The organism is Pseudomonas sp. AC136 (assembly GCF_979258585.1).
In genome coordinates this window covers 4,818,009-4,836,006 of record NZ_OZ409865.1, presented here as the reverse complement: position 1 = coordinate 4,836,006, position 17,998 = coordinate 4,818,009, and the positions used below count along the sequence as shown (strand labels likewise).

General features: G+C 53.7%; 13 protein-coding genes, 4 tRNA genes and 3 rRNA genes. 5 read left to right on the top strand and 15 right to left on the bottom strand.

The features are described 5' to 3' along the window. Positions 1-5: 5 nt before the first annotated feature. The 4 genes from ACZZZU_RS21645 (at position 6) to ACZZZU_RS21630 (ending at position 2,927) form a co-directional block, all read left to right on the top strand. Positions 6-215: a YgdI/YgdR family lipoprotein gene (locus tag ACZZZU_RS21645; protein WP_122496630.1), complete on the top strand. Its 210-nt coding sequence runs from the start codon at positions 6-8 to the stop codon at positions 213-215. A 161-nt stretch (positions 216-376) separates the two neighbouring features. Next, positions 377-1,597, top strand: a complete 1,221-nt coding sequence (gene alaC / locus ACZZZU_RS21640; RefSeq protein ID WP_463551769.1) for an alanine transaminase — start codon at positions 377-379, stop codon at positions 1,595-1,597. Between the two features lie 112 nt (positions 1,598-1,709). Beyond that, on the top strand, positions 1,710-2,399 hold the full coding sequence (locus ACZZZU_RS21635; protein WP_463551768.1) for a polysaccharide lyase family 7 protein: 690 nt from the start codon (positions 1,710-1,712) through the stop codon (positions 2,397-2,399). An 84-nt stretch (positions 2,400-2,483) separates the two neighbouring features. Further along, positions 2,484-2,927 (top strand): thioesterase family protein, encoded by a 444-nt coding sequence (locus ACZZZU_RS21630; protein ID WP_463551767.1) that lies wholly within the window; start codon positions 2,484-2,486, stop codon positions 2,925-2,927. A gap of 149 nt (positions 2,928-3,076) precedes the next feature. On the opposite strand, the gene rrf is transcribed toward ACZZZU_RS21630, so the two are convergent. The 5 genes from rrf to ACZZZU_RS21605 all read right to left on the bottom strand — a co-directional run bounded on the left by rrf (position 3,077) and on the right by ACZZZU_RS21605 (position 8,317). After that, a 5S ribosomal RNA gene (gene rrf / locus ACZZZU_RS21625) occupies positions 3,077-3,192 on the bottom strand. Between the two features lie 142 nt (positions 3,193-3,334). After that, a 23S ribosomal RNA gene (locus tag ACZZZU_RS21620) occupies positions 3,335-6,224 on the bottom strand. 249 nt (positions 6,225-6,473) lie between these two features. After that, a tRNA-Ala gene (locus ACZZZU_RS21615) sits at positions 6,474-6,549 on the bottom strand. 26 nt (positions 6,550-6,575) lie between these two features. Continuing rightward, positions 6,576-6,652, bottom strand: a tRNA-Ile gene (locus tag ACZZZU_RS21610). A gap of 128 nt (positions 6,653-6,780) precedes the next feature. Beyond that, positions 6,781-8,317: ribosomal RNA gene (locus ACZZZU_RS21605) — 16S ribosomal RNA — on the bottom strand. The 16S, 23S and 5S rRNA genes sit together here with 2 tRNA genes alongside, the layout of an rRNA operon. A gap of 681 nt (positions 8,318-8,998) precedes the next feature. Here ACZZZU_RS21605 and ACZZZU_RS21600 point away from each other — a divergent pair. Then, on the top strand, positions 8,999-9,865 hold the full coding sequence (locus tag ACZZZU_RS21600) for an SPFH domain-containing protein (protein ID WP_122492472.1): 867 nt from the start codon (positions 8,999-9,001) through the stop codon (positions 9,863-9,865). Between the two features lie 277 nt (positions 9,866-10,142). On the opposite strand, the gene ACZZZU_RS21595 is transcribed toward ACZZZU_RS21600, so the two are convergent. The 10 genes from ACZZZU_RS21595 to ACZZZU_RS21550 form a co-directional block, all read right to left on the bottom strand. Then, a tRNA-Pro gene (locus tag ACZZZU_RS21595) sits at positions 10,143-10,219 on the bottom strand. A 91-nt stretch (positions 10,220-10,310) separates the two neighbouring features. Next, positions 10,311-10,667: a MerR family transcriptional regulator gene (locus ACZZZU_RS21590; protein ID WP_122492473.1), complete on the bottom strand. Its 357-nt coding sequence runs from the start codon at positions 10,665-10,667 to the stop codon at positions 10,311-10,313. Continuing rightward, positions 10,648-10,950 carry an integration host factor subunit alpha gene (gene ihfA / locus ACZZZU_RS21585; protein WP_003243414.1) on the bottom strand — a complete coding sequence of 101 codons (303 nt, stop codon included), beginning with the start codon at positions 10,948-10,950 and terminating at the stop codon, positions 10,648-10,650. Before ihfA ends, ACZZZU_RS21590 begins: the two co-directional genes overlap by 20 nt. A 3-nt stretch (positions 10,951-10,953) precedes the next feature. Then, positions 10,954-13,332: a phenylalanine--tRNA ligase subunit beta gene (gene pheT / locus ACZZZU_RS21580; protein ID WP_463551766.1), complete on the bottom strand. Its 2,379-nt coding sequence runs from the start codon at positions 13,330-13,332 to the stop codon at positions 10,954-10,956. A gap of 38 nt (positions 13,333-13,370) precedes the next feature. Beyond that, positions 13,371-14,387 carry a phenylalanine--tRNA ligase subunit alpha gene (gene pheS / locus ACZZZU_RS21575; RefSeq protein ID WP_122492475.1) on the bottom strand — a complete coding sequence of 339 codons (1,017 nt, stop codon included), beginning with the start codon at positions 14,385-14,387 and terminating at the stop codon, positions 13,371-13,373. Between the two features lie 95 nt (positions 14,388-14,482). After that, a complete protein-coding gene (rplT, locus tag ACZZZU_RS21570; RefSeq protein WP_108096687.1) occupies positions 14,483-14,839 on the bottom strand; it encodes a 50S ribosomal protein L20 in 357 nt (118 codons plus the stop codon). Between the two features lie 29 nt (positions 14,840-14,868). Then, on the bottom strand, positions 14,869-15,063 hold the full coding sequence (gene rpmI / locus ACZZZU_RS21565; protein WP_042552869.1) for a 50S ribosomal protein L35: 195 nt from the start codon (positions 15,061-15,063) through the stop codon (positions 14,869-14,871). Between the two features lie 60 nt (positions 15,064-15,123). Then, positions 15,124-15,675: a translation initiation factor IF-3 gene (gene infC, locus ACZZZU_RS21560; protein ID WP_206000741.1), complete on the bottom strand. Its 552-nt coding sequence runs from the start codon at positions 15,673-15,675 to the stop codon at positions 15,124-15,126. Beyond that, positions 15,675-17,597 (bottom strand): threonine--tRNA ligase, encoded by a 1,923-nt coding sequence (gene thrS / locus ACZZZU_RS21555; RefSeq protein WP_463551765.1) that lies wholly within the window; start codon positions 17,595-17,597, stop codon positions 15,675-15,677. Before thrS ends, infC begins: the two co-directional genes overlap by 1 nt. A 222-nt stretch (positions 17,598-17,819) precedes the next feature. Continuing rightward, positions 17,820-17,896 (bottom strand) — tRNA-Val (locus tag ACZZZU_RS21550). Positions 17,897-17,998: the final 102 nt, after the last annotated feature.

Below are 17,998 nucleotides of genomic sequence, written 5' to 3'. Positions count from 1 at the left end.
TCACCATGAAACATTGGATTTTTGCCGCATTTTGCCTGCTTAGCCTGTCGGGTTGCTCAAGCGAATACATCATCACCACCACTGACGGCCAGATGCTCACCAGCGATGGCAAACCGGACTTGGACGAAGATACCGGAATGCTGGAGTTCGAAGACAGCGAAGGACGCAAGCAACAGATTCCGCAGTCATCCGTGAAGCAGATGCTGGAACGCTGATCGTGCGTTGGGGTGAGCGAGAGCTACTCATGCGGTACAGACAGTTGAAATTTTCGATGCCCTCTCGACAAGCGTAACGGCGCCACTTATCTTCGCGACTGGCCAGCGCACTGGCCAACGTCGCTCGGACGGTTCCGGGCGCTTACGTCTTCGAGGAACACATGGCTGAACAAGCTTCGCGCCGTTTCGCGCGCATCGATCGTCTCCCCCCTTATGTTTTCAACATCACAGCTGAGCTGAAGATGGCGGCCCGTCGCCGCGGCGAGGACATCATCGACCTAAGTATGGGCAACCCGGATGGCGCTACCCCGCCCCATATCGTGGAAAAGCTCGTACAGGTTGCTCAGCGTGAAGACACGCACGGCTACTCGACTTCACGCGGCATTCCGCGCCTGCGCCGGGCAATTTCGCGCTGGTACAAGGATCGCTACCAGGTCGACATCGACCCGGAAAACGAAGCCATCGTCACCATTGGTTCCAAAGAGGGTTTGGCGCATCTGATGCTGGCCACGCTGGATCAGGGCGATACGGTGCTGGTGCCTAACCCAAGTTATCCGATTCATATTTACGGTGCGGTCATCGCTGGCGCTCAGGTGCGCTCGGTACCGCTGGTGCCTGGCGTTGATTTCTTCGCCGAAGTGGAGCGCGCCATTCGGGAAAGTATTCCGAAACCAAAAATGCTGATCATTGGCTTCCCCTCCAACCCTACCGCGCAGTGCGTGGAGCTGGACTTTTTCGAACGCATCATCACGCTCGCCAAGCAGTACAACGTGCTGGTGGTGCACGACCTGGCCTACGCCGATATCGTCTACGACGGTTGGAAAGCACCATCGATCATGCAAGTGCCCGGCGCCAAGGATATAGCGGTGGAGTTCTTCACGCTGTCCAAAAGCTACAACATGGCCGGGTGGCGCATTGGCTTTATGGTCGGCAACCCTGAACTGGTGAACGCCCTCGCCCGCATCAAGAGTTACCACGACTACGGCACCTTCACGCCGTTGCAGGTGGCGGCGATCGCTGCGCTGGAAGGCGATCAGACATGCGTGCACGAAATCACCGCCAATTATCAGCAGCGTCGCGATGTATTGGTGCGTGGCCTTCATGAGGCGGGCTGGATGGTGGATAACCCTAAGGCTTCCATGTACGTGTGGGCAAAAATTCCGGAGCCCTACGCCAAACTCGGCTCGCTTGAGTTTGCGAAGAAGCTGCTGGCTGAGGCGAAGGTGTGTGTGTCGCCTGGGCTGGGTTTTGGCGATTACGGTGACGATCACGTGCGCTTCGCCCTGATCGAGAACCAGGACCGCATCCGCCAAGCTGTGCGGGGGATCAAGGCCATGTTTCGCGCTGATGGGCTGCTCGCTAAGGCGAAAGTCGAGTCGTAGAACCCATAGCGGCTACCGTTGAATAACCGTAGCCGCTCATCCTGCCGCGCTGAACTTGTCCTGAACCGGGTAACCCAAGGGGGGCTTTCCTCACTTGCGTTAAGGACAGTTAATGATTGATCTGACCACCTGGAATCTCGCCGTACCCGCCACCGAATCTGCAACAGCCATCGACACCGCCCGCCTCAACAACGGTTACCAAAGCCAGTATTTTCGCCGTCATTCCGATGGCAGCGTCACCTTCTGGGTTCCGGTTTCCGGATCGACCACCGAAGACGCCCATTATCCACGCGCTGAACTAAGGGAAACTCAGACAGACGGGACGCTGAGTTATTGGCCGTACCAAACTGCGGATAACTACCTCAGTGCCGTGCTCACGGTTAACCAAGTGCCCAGCAAAGGCAAAATAGTGATTGGGCAAATCCATAGCGACGACCAACCTGGCAGTCAGAACGATCCGCTGCTCAAACTGCAGTATCACTATCTGAGAGGTGTTGGCCGGCTGGAAGCTTTGCTGCGTAAGCGTCCCGGCGACAGCGCGGTGGAAAACATCCTGCTCGCTGAGAATGTGCAACTGAACGAGCGGTTCAGCTATGACCTGCGCCTCACGCCTTCGGGAAAGCTCGGTATACGAGTTCAAAGCAAAGATAACGATACCGGCTCCTACTATCGTCAACTCAGCGGCTACTGGGGCAACCAGCGCTTTTACTTCAAGGCAGGCGCGTACATTCAGGACAACTATGGACCTGCGGATGAAGGCGGCCGGGTTACGTTTTACTGGCTTAACAGCGTTCATCAATAATCGCTGTATTTGCGGGCAGGCTGCTATTGACCGCGATGGAGCCGTAAAATGGTTCTACTTTCGCAAACGCTCATAGAGACTGAAATGGCCCGCCTGCAACTTGCATTTCCTGAAGACCAGTTTTGCTACAGCACACATTTGACCGTTCGTGTCACCGATATCAATGCGGGAAACCATTTGGGCAACGACTCGATGATTTCCATGATTTCGGAGGCGCGGGCGCGGTTCTTGTTTGACTTCGGCATTCAAGAAACCAATGGCACGGGACTCGGGATCATCGTCACCGACCTCGCCACAACCTATAAAGCTGAAGCGCACGCCCGCGATCAATTGCTGTTTGAAGTGGGGGTAATGGACTTCAACAAATACGGCGGCGATATCACGTTCCGTATCACTCGGCCAGCAAATGGCAGCTTGATAGCGATGGCAAAATCAGGGTTTGTGTTCTTCGATTACAGCGTTTCGAAAGTAGTCTCGATGCCTGAAGACTTCTTTGGCAAGTTCAGCAAAGTTAACTGGCTTAGCTAAACCCTGCATTTCGCTTGGACAGCTTTTCAATACAGATAGATGAGCTGTTCAGACGAAGATTTAATCTAGACCGCTGCCCTCGCCTCACTTTTCTTGGCCCAAAAACAAACCCCCTACCCGTTTTCACGAGTAGGGGGTTTGGAATTTAAGCTTGACGATGACCTACTCTCACATGGGGAGACCCCACACTACCATCGGCGATGCGTCGTTTCACTACTGAGTTCGGGATGGGATCAGGTGGTTCCAACGCTCTATGGTCGTCAAGCAATTCGGGTGGAGCGTCGCGTTAGCGCAGCTCCAAATTGGGTATGTGATGGTGTTGCGGGTAATTTGTGTGTTTGCCGAATTTTCGGTTTGTATCGTCTTCACACCGTCAATTTGCGCTAAGCAAATTGCTTGGGTGTTATATGGTCAAGCCTCACGGGCAATTAGTATGGGTTAGCTCAACGCCTCACAACGCTTACACACCCCACCTATCAACGTCGTAGTCTTCGACGGCCCTTTAGGGGATTCAAGATCCCAGTGAGATCTCATCTTGAGGCTAGTTTCCCGCTTAGATGCTTTCAGCGGTTATCTATTCCGAACATAGCTACCCGGCGATGCCACTGGCGTGACAACCGGAACACCAGAGGTTCGTCCACTCCGGTCCTCTCGTACTAGGAGCAGCCCCTCTCAAATCTCAAACGTCCACGGCAGATAGGGACCGAACTGTCTCACGACGTTCTAAACCCAGCTCGCGTACCACTTTAAATGGCGAACAGCCATACCCTTGGGACCGGCTTCAGCCCCAGGATGTGATGAGCCGACATCGAGGTGCCAAACACCGCCGTCGATATGAACTCTTGGGCGGTATCAGCCTGTTATCCCCGGAGTACCTTTTATCCGTTGAGCGATGGCCCTTCCATACAGAACCACCGGATCACTAAGACCTACTTTCGTACCTGCTCGACGTGTCTGTCTCGCAGTCAAGCGCGCTTTTGCCTTTATACTCTACGACCGATTTCCGACCGGTCTGAGCGCACCTTCGTACTCCTCCGTTACTCTTTAGGAGGAGACCGCCCCAGTCAAACTACCCACCATACACTGTCCTCGATCCGGATAACGGACCAGAGTTAGAACCTCAAAGTTGCCAGGGTGGTATTTCAAGATTGGCTCCACGCGAACTGGCGTCCACGCTTCAAAGCCTCCCACCTATCCTACACAAGCAAATTCAAAGTCCAGTGCAAAGCTATAGTAAAGGTTCACGGGGTCTTTCCGTCTAGCCGCGGATACACTGCATCTTCACAGCGATTTCAATTTCACTGAGTCTCGGGTGGAGACAGCGCCGCCATCGTTACGCCATTCGTGCAGGTCGGAACTTACCCGACAAGGAATTTCGCTACCTTAGGACCGTTATAGTTACGGCCGCCGTTTACCGGGGCTTCGATCAAGAGCTTCGCGTTAGCTAACCCCATCAATTAACCTTCCGGCACCGGGCAGGCGTCACACCCTATACGTCCACTTTCGTGTTTGCAGAGTGCTGTGTTTTTAATAAACAGTCGCAGCGGCCTGGTATCTTCGACCGGCATGAGCTTACGCAGTAAATGCTTCACCCTCACCGGCGCACCTTCTCCCGAAGTTACGGTGCCATTTTGCCTAGTTCCTTCACCCGAGTTCTCTCAAGCGCCTTGGTATTCTCTACCCAACCACCTGTGTCGGTTTGGGGTACGGTTCCTAGTTATCTGAAGCTTAGAGGCTTTTCTTGGAAGCATGGCATCAACCACTTCGCGCTCTAATGAGCACTCGTCATCAGTTCTCAGCCTTAACCGCCCGGATTTACCTAAGCAGTCAGCCTACAACCTTAAACTTGGACAACCAACGCCAAGCTGGCCTAGCCTTCTCCGTCCCCCCATCGCAATAACTAGAAGTACAGGAATATTAACCTGTTTTCCATCGACTACGCTTTTCAGCCTCGCCTTAGGGACCGACTAACCCTGCGTCGATTAACGTTGCGCAGGAAACCTTGGTCTTTCGGCGTGGGTGTTTTTCACACCCATTGTCGTTACTCATGTCAGCATTCGCACTTCTGATACCTCCAGCAAGCTTCTCAACTCACCTTCACAGGCTTACAGAACGCTCCTCTACCGCATCACCTAAGTGATACCCGTAGCTTCGGTGCATGGTTTGAGCCCCGTTACATCTTCCGCGCAGGCCGACTCGACTAGTGAGCTATTACGCTTTCTTTAAAGGGTGGCTGCTTCTAAGCCAACCTCCTAGCTGTCTAAGCCTTCCCACATCGTTTCCCACTTAACCATGACTTTGGGACCTTAGCTGACGGTCTGGGTTGTTTCCCTTTTCACGACGGACGTTAGCACCCGCCGTGTGTCTCCCGTGCTCGCACTTGCTGGTATTCGGAGTTTGCATCGGTTTGGTAAGTCGGGATGACCCCCTAGCCGAAACAGTGCTCTACCCCCAGCAGTGATACACGAGGCGCTACCTAAATAGCTTTCGAGGAGAACCAGCTATCTCCGAGCTTGATTAGCCTTTCACTCCGATCCACAGGTCATCCGCTAACTTTTCAACGGTAGTCGGTTCGGTCCTCCAGTTAGTGTTACCCAACCTTCAACCTGCCCATGGATAGATCGCCCGGTTTCGGGTCTATACCCAGCGACTAAACGCCCTATTAAGACTCGCTTTCGCTACGCCTCCCCTATTCGGTTAAGCTCGCCACTGAATATAAGTCGCTGACCCATTATACAAAAGGTACGCAGTCACCCAACAAAGTGGGCTCCCACTGCTTGTACGCATACGGTTTCAGGATCTATTTCACTCCCCTCTCCGGGGTTCTTTTCGCCTTTCCCTCACGGTACTAGTTCACTATCGGTCAGTCAGTAGTATTTAGCCTTGGAGGATGGTCCCCCCATATTCAGACAAAGTTTCTCGTGCTCCGTCCTACTCGATTTCATTGATAAGAGATTTTCGCGTACAGGGCTATCACCCACTATGGCCGCACTTTCCAGAGCGTTCCGCTAATCTCAAATCAACTTAAGGGCTAGTCCCCGTTCGCTCGCCACTACTAAGGGAATCTCGGTTGATTTCTTTTCCTCAGGGTACTTAGATGTTTCAGTTCCCCTGGTTCGCTTCTTACACCTATGTATTCAGTGCAAGATACTTAACTTATGTTAAGTGGGTTCCCCCATTCAGACATCTCCGGATCAAAGTCTGTTTGCCGACTCCCCGAAGCTTTTCGCAGGCTACCACGTCTTTCATCGCCTCTGACTGCCAAGGCATCCACCGTATGCGCTTCTTCACTTGACCATATAACCCCAAGCAATCTGGTTATACTATGAAGACGACATTCGCCGAAAATTCGAAATACTCTTGATCTCTCAAGAGAACTCACAAATTTTACCTTAGCCTGAATAAACACCAGTGAAAGTGCTATCCAGTCTATCTTTCTATCACATACCCAAATTTTTAAAGAACGATAATACTTTCTAGTCAAAGACCAGAATTCAATATTCAACCAACAGGCGAATACTCAATTCTGAACTCTACATGTCGTCGTGGTGGAGCCAAACGGGATCGAACCGTTGACCTCCTGCGTGCAAGGCAGGCGCTCTCCCAGCTGAGCTATGGCCCCGTATCTGAGGCTTCTTCCACAACAATTGGTGGGTCTGGGCAGATTCGAACTGCCGACCTCACCCTTATCAGGGGTGCGCTCTAACCAACTGAGCTACAGACCCAATTGTTCGGGCTACTAGGCTGACAACTCGTCACTGATCCTCCTAAAACCTCTAGGACGACCCTATCGTCTTTCGCAATGAATCAAGCAATTCGTGTGGGAGCTTATAAGGAAGCTGATGTCGTCGATTAAGGAGGTGATCCAGCCGCAGGTTCCCCTACGGCTACCTTGTTACGACTTCACCCCAGTCATGAATCACACCGTGGTAACCGTCCTCCCGAAGGTTAGACTAGCTACTTCTGGTGCAACCCACTCCCATGGTGTGACGGGCGGTGTGTACAAGGCCCGGGAACGTATTCACCGTGACGTTCTGATTCACGATTACTAGCGATTCCGACTTCACGCAGTCGAGTTGCAGACTGCGATCCGGACTACGATCGGTTTTATGGGATTAGCTCCACCTCGCGGCTTGGCAACCCTTTGTACCGACCATTGTAGCACGTGTGTAGCCCTGGCCGTAAGGGCCATGATGACTTGACGTCATCCCCACCTTCCTCCGGTTTGTCACCGGCAGTCTCCTTAGAGTGCCCACCATAACGTGCTGGTAACTAAGGACAAGGGTTGCGCTCGTTACGGGACTTAACCCAACATCTCACGACACGAGCTGACGACAGCCATGCAGCACCTGTGTCTGAGTTCCCGAAGGCACCAATCCATCTCTGGAAAGTTCTCAGCATGTCAAGGCCAGGTAAGGTTCTTCGCGTTGCTTCGAATTAAACCACATGCTCCACCGCTTGTGCGGGCCCCCGTCAATTCATTTGAGTTTTAACCTTGCGGCCGTACTCCCCAGGCGGTCGACTTAATGCGTTAGCTGCGCCACTAAAGTCTCAAGGACCCCAACGGCTAGTCGACATCGTTTACGGCGTGGACTACCAGGGTATCTAATCCTGTTTGCTCCCCACGCTTTCGCACCTCAGTGTCAGTATCAGTCCAGGTGGTCGCCTTCGCCACTGGTGTTCCTTCCTATATCTACGCATTTCACCGCTACACAGGAAATTCCACCACCCTCTACCATACTCTAGCTCGACAGTTTTGAATGCAGTTCCCAGGTTGAGCCCGGGGATTTCACATCCAACTTAACGAACCACCTACGCGCGCTTTACGCCCAGTAATTCCGATTAACGCTTGCACCCTCTGTATTACCGCGGCTGCTGGCACAGAGTTAGCCGGTGCTTATTCTGTCGGTAACGTCAAAATTGCAGAGTATTAATCTACAACCCTTCCTCCCAACTTAAAGTGCTTTACAATCCGAAGACCTTCTTCACACACGCGGCATGGCTGGATCAGGCTTTCGCCCATTGTCCAATATTCCCCACTGCTGCCTCCCGTAGGAGTCTGGACCGTGTCTCAGTTCCAGTGTGACTGATCATCCTCTCAGACCAGTTACGGATCGTCGCCTTGGTGAGCCATTACCTCACCAACTAGCTAATCCGACCTAGGCTCATCTATTAGCGCAAGGCCCGAAGGTCCCCTGCTTTCTCCCGTAGGACGTATGCGGTATTAGCGTTCCTTTCGAAACGTTGTCCCCCACTAATAGGCAGATTCCTAGGCATTACTCACCCGTCCGCCGCTGAATCAAGGAGCAAGCTCCTCTCATCCGCTCGACTTGCATGTGTTAGGCCTGCCGCCAGCGTTCAATCTGAGCCATGATCAAACTCTTCAGTTCAAACATATCTGGGTTTTGTGAAAACCCTAAACTTGGCTCAGCAATCGCAAAAAACTCTCAAATTAACGAGTGTTACTTGTGATGCTGATAATCTGGTGACTATCAGTCTTACCTCACAAGCACCCACACGAATTGCTTGATTCAGTTGTTAAAGAACAGTTGGTTAAGCCTTTCGTCTCAACCGAGGCGCGCATTCTACAGCAGCCTCTTATTCCGTCAAGCGATTTCGAAAATTTCTTTTCAAACTCAACCGCTTGCGCTTCAGATCAACTTCAGTCTCTCGTCAGCGGGAGGCGAATTCTACAGCGTTTCAAACCGCTGTCAACCACCTCATTTACCGCTTTTCGATCAACTTACTCGACCGACCAACAAGACCAACCTTCAACCTCATCAGCCCGGCGCATTCTACGCAGATCGCTCTGCTTTGCAACCCTCAATTTCAATCTAACCTATTGATTAGAAAGAACTTTTAGGAGCCTTCCGCACCGGAAGAGGTGCGCATTATAAGCACCTGGGAAAAGCCGTCAAGGCATTCCTGGAAAATTCTTCAAAGACCCCACTGGTAACGCACTTCAGCAGAAGCGACTTATTTAGCAGACCTACCCGCGCACTCCCTATACGCTACGGAGTTCGGCGGAGCGTATGCTGACTGATTACACGAAACCTATATAAGGAAGAGATATGCAGGGGCTCAACAGCAAGGCGATCGGAATAGTCGCAGTAGTGCTGGTTATGCTTGGAGTGTTCTTCAGTTCTTGGTACACAGTCGATGAGACTGAGCGAGGTGTACTTCTACGAAACGGCGCTCTGGTTGGCGTCGTCGAGCCAGGCCTGTCATTCAAGACACCCTTCATTGAAACCGTAAAGTTCATTTCGGTGCAAAGCCAGGCGACTTCCTATAGAGAGTTGCAGGCCTACAGCAAGGACCAACAAACCGCGACCCTCCAGGTTTCTGTTTCCTGGCACGTGGTGCCCGGCGAAGTCTCCAAGGTCTACACGCAGTACCAGGATCTTGAAGGGCTCGTCAGCCGCCTGATCAGTCGCCAAGTTCCCACGCAAGTCGAGAACGTGTTCGGCCAGTACAATGCTGTTACTGCCGTCCAGCAACGAGGCAAGTTTGTCGCTGATGTGGCTCGTGCTATTAAAGAGTCGATCAACGGCCCCGTGGTGATTGACGGCGTTCAGGTGGAGAACATTGACTTTAGCGACGACTACGAGCGCTCAATCGCTCTGCGAATGAAGGCTGAAGTCGAAGTAAAAACCCGCGAGCAGATGCTAGCTACCGAACAGGTCCAGGCTCAAATTCGCGTGACCCAGGCGCAAGCAGAAGCCGACTCCAAGCTTGCCGAGGCCAAAGCCGACGCCGAGGCAACTCGGTTGCGCGGCGAGGCGGAAGCAGATGCAATTAAAGCAAGAGCGCAAGCACTTGCCAGCAACCAAAACTTGGTGGAACTCACCAAGGCCGAACGCTGGGACGGCACCCTGCCCACAACGATGCTTCCCAATAGCGCCCTTCCCTTCATTGATGCAACGAAGCGAAGCGAATAACGCCAGTCTCAAAACGCTAAAAAGGCCAGCTAAGCTGGCCTTCTTTACTTGGCACCCCGAAAGCGGATCGCTAATTATTGGCCAGCGCGCTTCCCAGCCTGATGACGCGGCGCCAACATGCTTACTGTCGGGACTTGACATTAACCACGGGCGCCATGCGCTCGCCCGACTAGCAACAGCCGCGATACTCACCCGCCACGACCGCCGGGCAGGGCAAAAACACTTACCCATAAAAAAATCCAGTCACCGCAAAATGACTGGATCTCTCAGATAAATATGGTCGGGACGGAGTGATTCGAACACTCGACCCCTAGCACCCCATGCTAGTGCGCTACCGGACTGCGCTACGCCCCGACGGTACAGCTTTATTTCTTCCAAACTGCTCGAAAGCGGGGTGGACTATACACTAAGCTTTTGAAATGTGGAAGTTTTCTAGCGAAATCGATTACTTACGCAACACCAGCAAAACTTCTTCTAACTCTACAATCATCTGGCGGATCAGCTGCTTGTACTGAGTGGTGTCGTCCTTAGCTTCATCTCCGGATAACCGCTGCCGCGCTCCTCCGATTGTGAAGCCTTGCTCGTACAAGAGAGCCCGAATCTGCCTAATCATCAGCACATCCTGTCGCTGGTAGTACCGCCGATTGCCGCGTCGCTTTATAGGGTTGAGCTGGGTAAATTCCTGCTCCCAGTAACGCAACACATGCGGCTTCACCGCACACAGCTCGCTCACTTCACCAATAGTGAAGTAGCGCTTGCCGGGAATGGGCGGTAACTCGTCGTTATGACTTGGTTCCAGCATAAGCCTCAACTCTGGCCTTTAATTTTTGCCCGGGGCGGAATGTGACCACGCGTCTTGCCGTGATCGGAATTTCTTCCCCTGTTTTCGGGTTCCTGCCAGGTCGCTGACGCTTATCGCGCAAGTCGAAATTGCCGAAACCGGACAACTTCACTTGCTCATTAAGCTCTAGCGCCTGACGGATTTCCTCAAAAAACAGCTCCACCAATTCCTTGGCTTCCCGTTTATTCAGGCCTAGCTCTTCGTACAGACGTTCGGCCATTTCAGCTTTCGTCAGAGCCCCCATACGCTACTTCCTTAACGTGGCGTTGAACCTTTCTTCAAGCGAGGCAAGGATATTCTGAGTTGTAGTGCTCACCTCTTCATCATTAAGAGTGCGCGATGGATGTTGCCAGGTCAAGCCGACGGCCAAGCTTTTTCTATGCGGATCAATACCTTTACCGTGATACACATCAAATAGCTTGAGGTCAGTTAGATACTCGCCCGCCGCCTCGCGAATTGCGCCGAGTACCGCATCGGCAGCGATGCTTTGGTCGACCAAAAGTGCCAGATCGCGGCGCACTTCAGGGAAGCGCGAAAGCTCGTGGAATTTGGGTAAAAGACCCTGCGCAACTTCAGCCAACACCAGCTCGAACAGGAAAAGCGGTTGATCAATGCCGAGGGTTTTCGCCAACTCAGGATGAAGCGCACCGATATAACCAACCAATTGGCCATCTCGCTCAACCCGCGCGGTCTGGCCTGGATGCAGTGCCGGATGCTCGCCCGCAACAAAATTGAACGCACCTTGGGCGCCCGAGAAGCCCAGTAGTGCTTCAACGTCAGCTTTCACATCATAGAAATCGACCGTATCACGACCGTGGGCCCACCCTTCGGCCAGACGCGAGCCGCAAATTACGCCGGACAACATGGCCTCTTGCCTCAAGCCGTCAAGCTGCCCCACGAAACGCAAGCCACTTTCGAACAAACGCACGCGTGTTTGCTGACGATTCAGGTTGTGCTGAACGGCTTTGACCAAACCTGGCCACAGCGAGGAACGCATTGCTGCCATATCCGAAGAAATGGGATTGGCCAACATCAAAGGCTCGACGCCGGGAGTGAACAAAGCGAACTGGTGAGGATCGATGAAGCTGTAGGTGATCGCTTCCTGATAACCACGAGCCACTAACAACCGACGCAGCGCGGGCAGTTCGGCTCTTGCCTCGGCTTTAGGTTGTGGCGCCAGGCGCGCTTGCGGGTAGCGAACCGGAAGACGGTTGTAACCATACAGACGCCCCAACTCTTCGATCAGGTCAACTTCGAGACTAATGTCGAAACGATGACTCGGAACGACTACGGACCACTGCCCCGCTGCTGAATTGCTAACCTGCAAGCCCAACGCCGTCAGCAGGCGCTCGATCTCTCCGCCATCCATTTCCATGCCAAGCATCTGATTCACGCGCTCAGCGCGAAGTGTGACGTTTGCCGTAGTTGGCAATTCTTCGCGGCTGACAACCTCGACTATCGGGCCGGGCTCACCGCCGACTATCTCAAGCAGCAGACCTGTAGCGCGCTCCATCGCCTCACGGGCAAGGTTCCAATCGACGCCGCGCTCGAAGCGATGCGAGGCATCGGTGTGCAAACCGTAGGACCGCGCCTTACCGGCAACGGCGATCGTGTCGAAGAACGCACTCTCCAGGAACAGATCGCGCGTACTGGTTGCGACGCCACTGTGCTCGCCACCCATAACACCAGCAATCGCCAACGCGCGCTGGTGATCGGCAATGACTAGAGTGTCAGCTCGCAGCGCCACTTCCTGACCGTCCAGAAGAACCAGCTTTTCGCCCTCCTCGGCCATACGTACCCGAATTCCGCCTTGGAGCTCGTTCAAATCGAACGCGTGCATCGGCTGTCCGAGTTCCAACATCACGTAGTTCGTGATGTCTACGGCAGCATCAATGCTGCGAACATCGGAGCGACGCAGGCGCTCAACCATCCAGAGCGGCGTCGGCTTGCTCAGGTCAACATTCCGGATAACGCGACCGAGGTACCGCGGACAGGCTTTTACAGCAGAAACCTCGACGGGAATCGTCTGTTCGTGAACAGCTGGAACAAGCGCGACTGCAAGACGACTGACGGGTGTGTCGTACAACGCGCCGACTTCCCTCGCCAATCCGGCAAGCGACAAGCAGTCGCCGCGGTTGGGCGTGAGATCGACTTCTATACTGGCGTCGTCCAGACCGAGGTAGGCGCGCACGTCTTGGCCAACTGGCGCATCAGCTGCCAGCTCCATCAGACCGCTGCTGTCATCGCTGATTTGCAACTCAGATGCCGAGCAGAGCATGCCGTAAGACTCGACGCCTCGCAGCTTAGCTTTTTTGATTTTGAAATCGTCCGGCAGCTCAGCGCCGATCATGGCGAAAGGCACTTTAAGTCCTGCTCGCACATTTGGCGCGCCGCACACGACTTGAAACGTCTCTACGCCATTGCTGACCTGGCAGACGCGAAGCTTGTCTGCGTCGGGATGCTGCTCGGCGCCAAGGACCTTGCCAACCACAACACCACTGAATACGCCGGCGACCAACGAAACGCTGTCGACCTCAAGCCCGGCCATGGATAGACGCGCTATTAACTCATCACGGGAAACCGACGGGTTTACCCAACTACGCAGCCACTGTTCGCTGAATTTCATTCTGCTCTTCTCCTAAAAAACGTTAACGGGCAAGCGACCTAGCGAAATTGCGCGAGGAATCGCAGGTCGTTGTCGAAGAACAGACGCAAGTCGTTAACGCCATAACGCAGCATGGCCAGACGTTCAACACCCATACCAAACGCGAAGCCCTGGTATTTCTCGGGGTCGATGCCGGACATGCGCAACACATTCGGGTGAACCATGCCGCAGCCCATAACCTCGAGCCAGCCGGTTTGTTTACACACACGGCAACCTTTACCGCTGCACATCACGCACTGCATGTCGACTTCAGCGGATGGCTCGGTGAACGGGAAGAAAGAGGGACGGAAACGCACGCCGAGGTCTTTTTCGAAAAACACTCGCAGGAACTCTTCGATCGTACCTTTCAGGTCTGCGAAGCTGATGTCCTGATCGACCAGCAGCCCTTCAACTTGGTGAAACATCGGCGAGTGCGTGATATCGGAGTCGCAACGATAAACCCGGCCCGGGCAGACGATGCGGATCGGTGGCTGCTGGGATTCCATGGTGCGCACCTGGACAGGCGAGGTGTGAGTGCGCAGCAACATGTTGGCGTTGAAGTAGAAGGTGTCATGCATTGCCCGCGCCGGGTGATGGCCGGGAATGTTGAGCGCCTCGAAATTATGGTAGTCGTCTTCGACCTCAGGACCTTCGGCAATGCCGTAGCCAATACGAGTGAAGAATTGCTCGATGCGCTCAAGCGTGCGCGTGACAGGGTGCAGCCCTCCAGAGGACTGACCGCGACCTGGCAAAGTTACGTCGATAAACTCAGCAGCAAGCTTCGCGCTCAGCGCGGCTTGCTCGAGCAAATCCTTTCGACTGTTGAGCGAGTCTTGAACGCGATCCTTGGCGGCGTTGATCAACGCACCGACCTTGGGACGATCCTCTGCAGACATATTCCCCAGGCTTTTCATCACCTGAGTCAATTCGCCTTTCTTGCCGAGATACAAAACCCGGATCTGCTCCAGGGCATTGACGTCTTCTGCGCGCTGAACGGCCTCTAGTGCTTGAGAGACCAGCGCATCCAGGTTTTCCATTTACAGACTCCAGATACGAAATAGGGGAAGAGCTTGAAGGCTCTTCCCCTATTGGTGACGTTTAACACCGGGCGAGCCCGGTGATTGTCGGGGACTTAAGCCAGAACGGCTTTCGCTTTCTCGACAATCGCAGCAAACGCCGCTTTTTCGTTCACTGCCAGATCAGCCAAAACCTTACGGTCGATCTCGATCGCTGCCTTTTTCAAGCCAGCGATGAAACGGCTGTAGGACAAACCGTTGATGCGGGCGCCAGCGTTGATACGGGCGATCCACAGAGCACGGAATTGACGCTTTTTCTGACGACGGTCGCGGTAGGCGTACTGGCCTGCCTTGATTACCGCTTGCTTGGCAACGCGGAACACGCGTGAGCGTGCGCCATAGTAGCCTTTAGCGAGTTTCAGAATTTTTTTGTGACGACGGCGAGCAACAACGCCACGCTTAACACGAGCCATGAGTAACTTCCTCTAATTCTTGACCGAAATTAACGAACGCGCAGCATGCGCGCGACCTTTGCCACGTCAGACGGATGCACCATGGTGCTGCCGCGCAGATGACGCTTACGCTTGGTCGACATTTTGGTCAGGATGTGGCTCTTGAAAGCGTGCTTGTGCTTGAAACCGGTAGCGGTTTTCAAGAAACGTTTAGCTGCACCGCTTTTGGTTTTCATTTTTGGCATGTTCGGATACTCCGCATTCAGTTGATAAACATAACCGCAAGGCCTGCCGTGCCCTGGTGGTTATTTCTTCTTTTTGGGGGCGATGACCATGATAAGTTGGCGTCCTTCCATCTTCGGGTGCTGTTCAACGGTGCCGTATTCAGCGAGGTCACCTTCAACCCGCTTCAACAACTCCATGCCCAGCTCCTGATGCGCCATCTCACGACCGCGGAATCGCAATGAAACCTTGGCCCTGTCCCCATCACTAAGGAAACGTACCAGGTTGCGTAGTTTTACCTGGTAATCCCCTTCTTCCGTCCCTGGACGAAACTTAATTTCTTTTACCTGAATCTGCTTCTGGTTTTTCTTCGCTGCGGCAATCTGTTTCTTCTTTTCGAAGATCGATTTGCCGTAATCCATTACGCGGCAGACCGGTGGAACCGCATCAGCGGAAATCTCTACCAGGTCCAGCTTGGATTCTTCAGCGATTCTAAGCGCTTCATCAATCGAGACGATGCCAATTTGCTCGCCGTCAGCGCCAATTAACCGAACCTCGCGTGCCGAGATATTCTCGTTGATCGGGGCTTTCGGTGCAGCTCGTTTATCTTGTCTCATTTCACGCTTAATAATAATTACTCCGAATCTTGGCGACCACGCCGGGAAACCGCTTGCGTAAGAAATGCTGCGAATTGGGCGACGGGCATGGAGCCCAGATCTGCGCCTTCTCGCGTACGCACAGCGACAGTTTGCGTTTCAACTTCCCGATCTCCGATAACTAGGAGATAAGGAACCTTGAGCAAAGTATGCTCGCGGATTTTAAAGCCGATTTTTTCGTTTCTCAAGTCAGACTTGGCACGGAACCCGCTTTGATTGAGTGTTTTTTCAACTTCAAGCGCAAAATCAGCCTGCTTGTCGGTGATATTCAAAATTACAGCCTGGATGGGCGCCAGCCAAGCCGGGAATGCACCTTCGTAGTGCTCGATTAACATCCCGATAAAGCGCTCAAACGAACCGAGAATCGCGCGGTGAAGCATAACCGGGTGCTTGCGGCTGTTGTCTTCGCTCACGAACTCCGCACCCAGACGAACAGGCAAGTTGAAATCGAGCTGCAACGTGCCGCACTGCCAAACGCGGCCGAGGCAGTCTTTCAGGGAAAATTCAATTTTCGGCCCGTAGAAGGCGCCTTCGCCTGGCTGCAAATCATAGGGCAAACCGGCGCTCTCAAGTGCCGACGCTAACGCCGACTCAGCGCGATCCCACAACTCATCCGAACCAACGCGCTTCTCAGGACGCGTCGACAGCTTGAGCTGGATATCGGTAAAACCGAAGTCTGCATAAACGTCGAGAGTCAACTTGATGAACGCAGCGGATTCTGCCTGCATTTGCTCTTCAGTACAGAAGATGTGCGCGTCATCCTGAGTGAACGCCCGGACTCGCATGATGCCGTGCAGCGCACCCGACGGTTCGTTACGGTGGCAAGCGCCGAACTCAGCAAGACGCATCGGCAGCTCGCGGTAGCTTTTAAGCCCTTGGTTAAACACCTGCACATGGCACGGGCAGTTCATTGGCTTGATGGCATAGTCACGACTTTCCGATTCGGTCGTGAACATGTTTTCCGCGTAGTTCGCCCAATGCCCCGACTTTTCCCACAGACTGCGATCCACAACCTGCGGCGTCTTGATTTCGAGGTAGCCATTCTCGCGCTGAATCTGGCGCATGTACTGCTCAAGCACTTGGTAAAGCGTCCAGCCGTTAGGGTGCCAAAACACCATGCCCGGCGCTTCTTCCTGGGTGTGGAACAGATTCAGGCGTTTACCGATTTTGCGGTGATCGCGCTTTTCTGCTTCTTCAATACGCTGAACATAGGCGGCCAACTGCTTCTTATCGGCCCACGCGGTGCCATATACACGCTGCAATTGCTCGTTCTTTGCGTCGCCGCGCCAGTAAGCGCCGGACAACTTGGTCAGCTTGAACGCTTTAAGGAAACGCGTGTTCGGCACGTGCGGACCGCGGCACATGTCGACGTATTCCTGGTGATAGTAGAGACCCATTTCCTGGGTATCAGGCATGTCATCAACCAGACGCAATTTGTACTCTTCGCCGCGCGCGGTGAATTCAGCGATTACCTCTGCACGAGGGGTCATCTTCTTGACCACGTCGTATTCGGTATCGATCAGTTGATGCATACGCGCTTCAATTGCCGAAAGGTCATCGAGCGTAAAGGGACGCTCATAGGCGATGTCGTAATAGAAGCCTTCGTCGATCACCGGACCGATCACCATGCGGGCAGTGGGGTACAACTGCTTAACCGCATGACCGACCAAATGCGCGCAAGAGTGGCGAATGATTTCGAGCCCCTCTTCGTCTTTCGGCGTGATGATCTGCAGGGTGGCGTCGCTGCTAATGAGGTCGCAGGCGTCGACCAGCGTGCCGTTGACCTTGCCGGCTACGGTGGCTTTAGCCAAGCCGGCGCCAATGGATTGAGCAACCTCGGCTACGGAAACCGGGTGATCGAACGAACGCTGACTGCCGTCGGGAAGAGTAATAACAGGCATGGCGCTTCCTCTCCTAGTGGTGACCCCTACCAAAGGTCACATGGGTTGGGATGAGCCAGTACGCGATCCGGCGGTGTACCCGCCTCACAGTGGCAGGAGCCCAAAGGCCGACCTGACCGAACCGCAGTCACTGGAGATTTTGTGGACCTCGGATGCTTTCAGAAAGCCGCAGCCCTGACAAGCGCCCAATAAAAAAGGGTCACCTAAGTGACCCTTTATATTTGGTAGGCACGATTGGACTCGAACCAACGACCCCCACCATGTCAAGGTGGTGCTCTAACCAACTGAGCTACGTGCCTGCAATGGAGGCGCATTCTACGGAGGCAGGTGGAAGAGTCAACTGTTTTCTCCCTAACTACCTGAAAAAGCGTATTTTTTACTGTTCAAGCCGGCGTTTTATA

What these genes read in the sequence shown, in the direction of transcription:
- pheS (WP_122492475.1), bottom strand. Translation starts at nt 14,387, where the DNA reads ATGGAAAACCTGGATGCGCTGGTCTCTCAAGCACTAGAGGCCGTTCAG.
- ACZZZU_RS21630 (WP_463551767.1), top strand. Translation starts at nt 2,484, where the DNA reads ATGGCCCGCCTGCAACTTGCATTTCCTGAAGACCAGTTTTGCTACAGC.
- ihfA (WP_003243414.1), bottom strand. Translation starts at nt 10,950, where the DNA reads ATGGGGGCTCTGACGAAAGCTGAAATGGCCGAACGTCTGTACGAAGAG.
- ACZZZU_RS21600 (WP_122492472.1), top strand. Translation starts at nt 8,999, where the DNA reads ATGCAGGGGCTCAACAGCAAGGCGATCGGAATAGTCGCAGTAGTGCTG.
- rplT (WP_108096687.1), bottom strand. Translation starts at nt 14,839, where the DNA reads ATGGCTCGTGTTAAGCGTGGCGTTGTTGCTCGCCGTCGTCACAAAAAA.
- rpmI (WP_042552869.1), bottom strand. Translation starts at nt 15,063, where the DNA reads ATGCCAAAAATGAAAACCAAAAGCGGTGCAGCTAAACGTTTCTTGAAA.
- thrS (WP_463551765.1), bottom strand. Translation starts at nt 17,597, where the DNA reads ATGCCTGTTATTACTCTTCCCGACGGCAGTCAGCGTTCGTTCGATCAC.
- ACZZZU_RS21645 (WP_122496630.1), top strand. Translation starts at nt 6, where the DNA reads ATGAAACATTGGATTTTTGCCGCATTTTGCCTGCTTAGCCTGTCGGGT.
- pheT (WP_463551766.1), bottom strand. Translation starts at nt 13,332, where the DNA reads ATGAAATTCAGCGAACAGTGGCTGCGTAGTTGGGTAAACCCGTCGGTT.
- ACZZZU_RS21590 (WP_122492473.1), bottom strand. Translation starts at nt 10,667, where the DNA reads ATGCTGGAACCAAGTCATAACGACGAGTTACCGCCCATTCCCGGCAAG.
- ACZZZU_RS21635 (WP_463551768.1), top strand. Translation starts at nt 1,710, where the DNA reads ATGATTGATCTGACCACCTGGAATCTCGCCGTACCCGCCACCGAATCT.
- alaC (WP_463551769.1), top strand. Translation starts at nt 377, where the DNA reads ATGGCTGAACAAGCTTCGCGCCGTTTCGCGCGCATCGATCGTCTCCCC.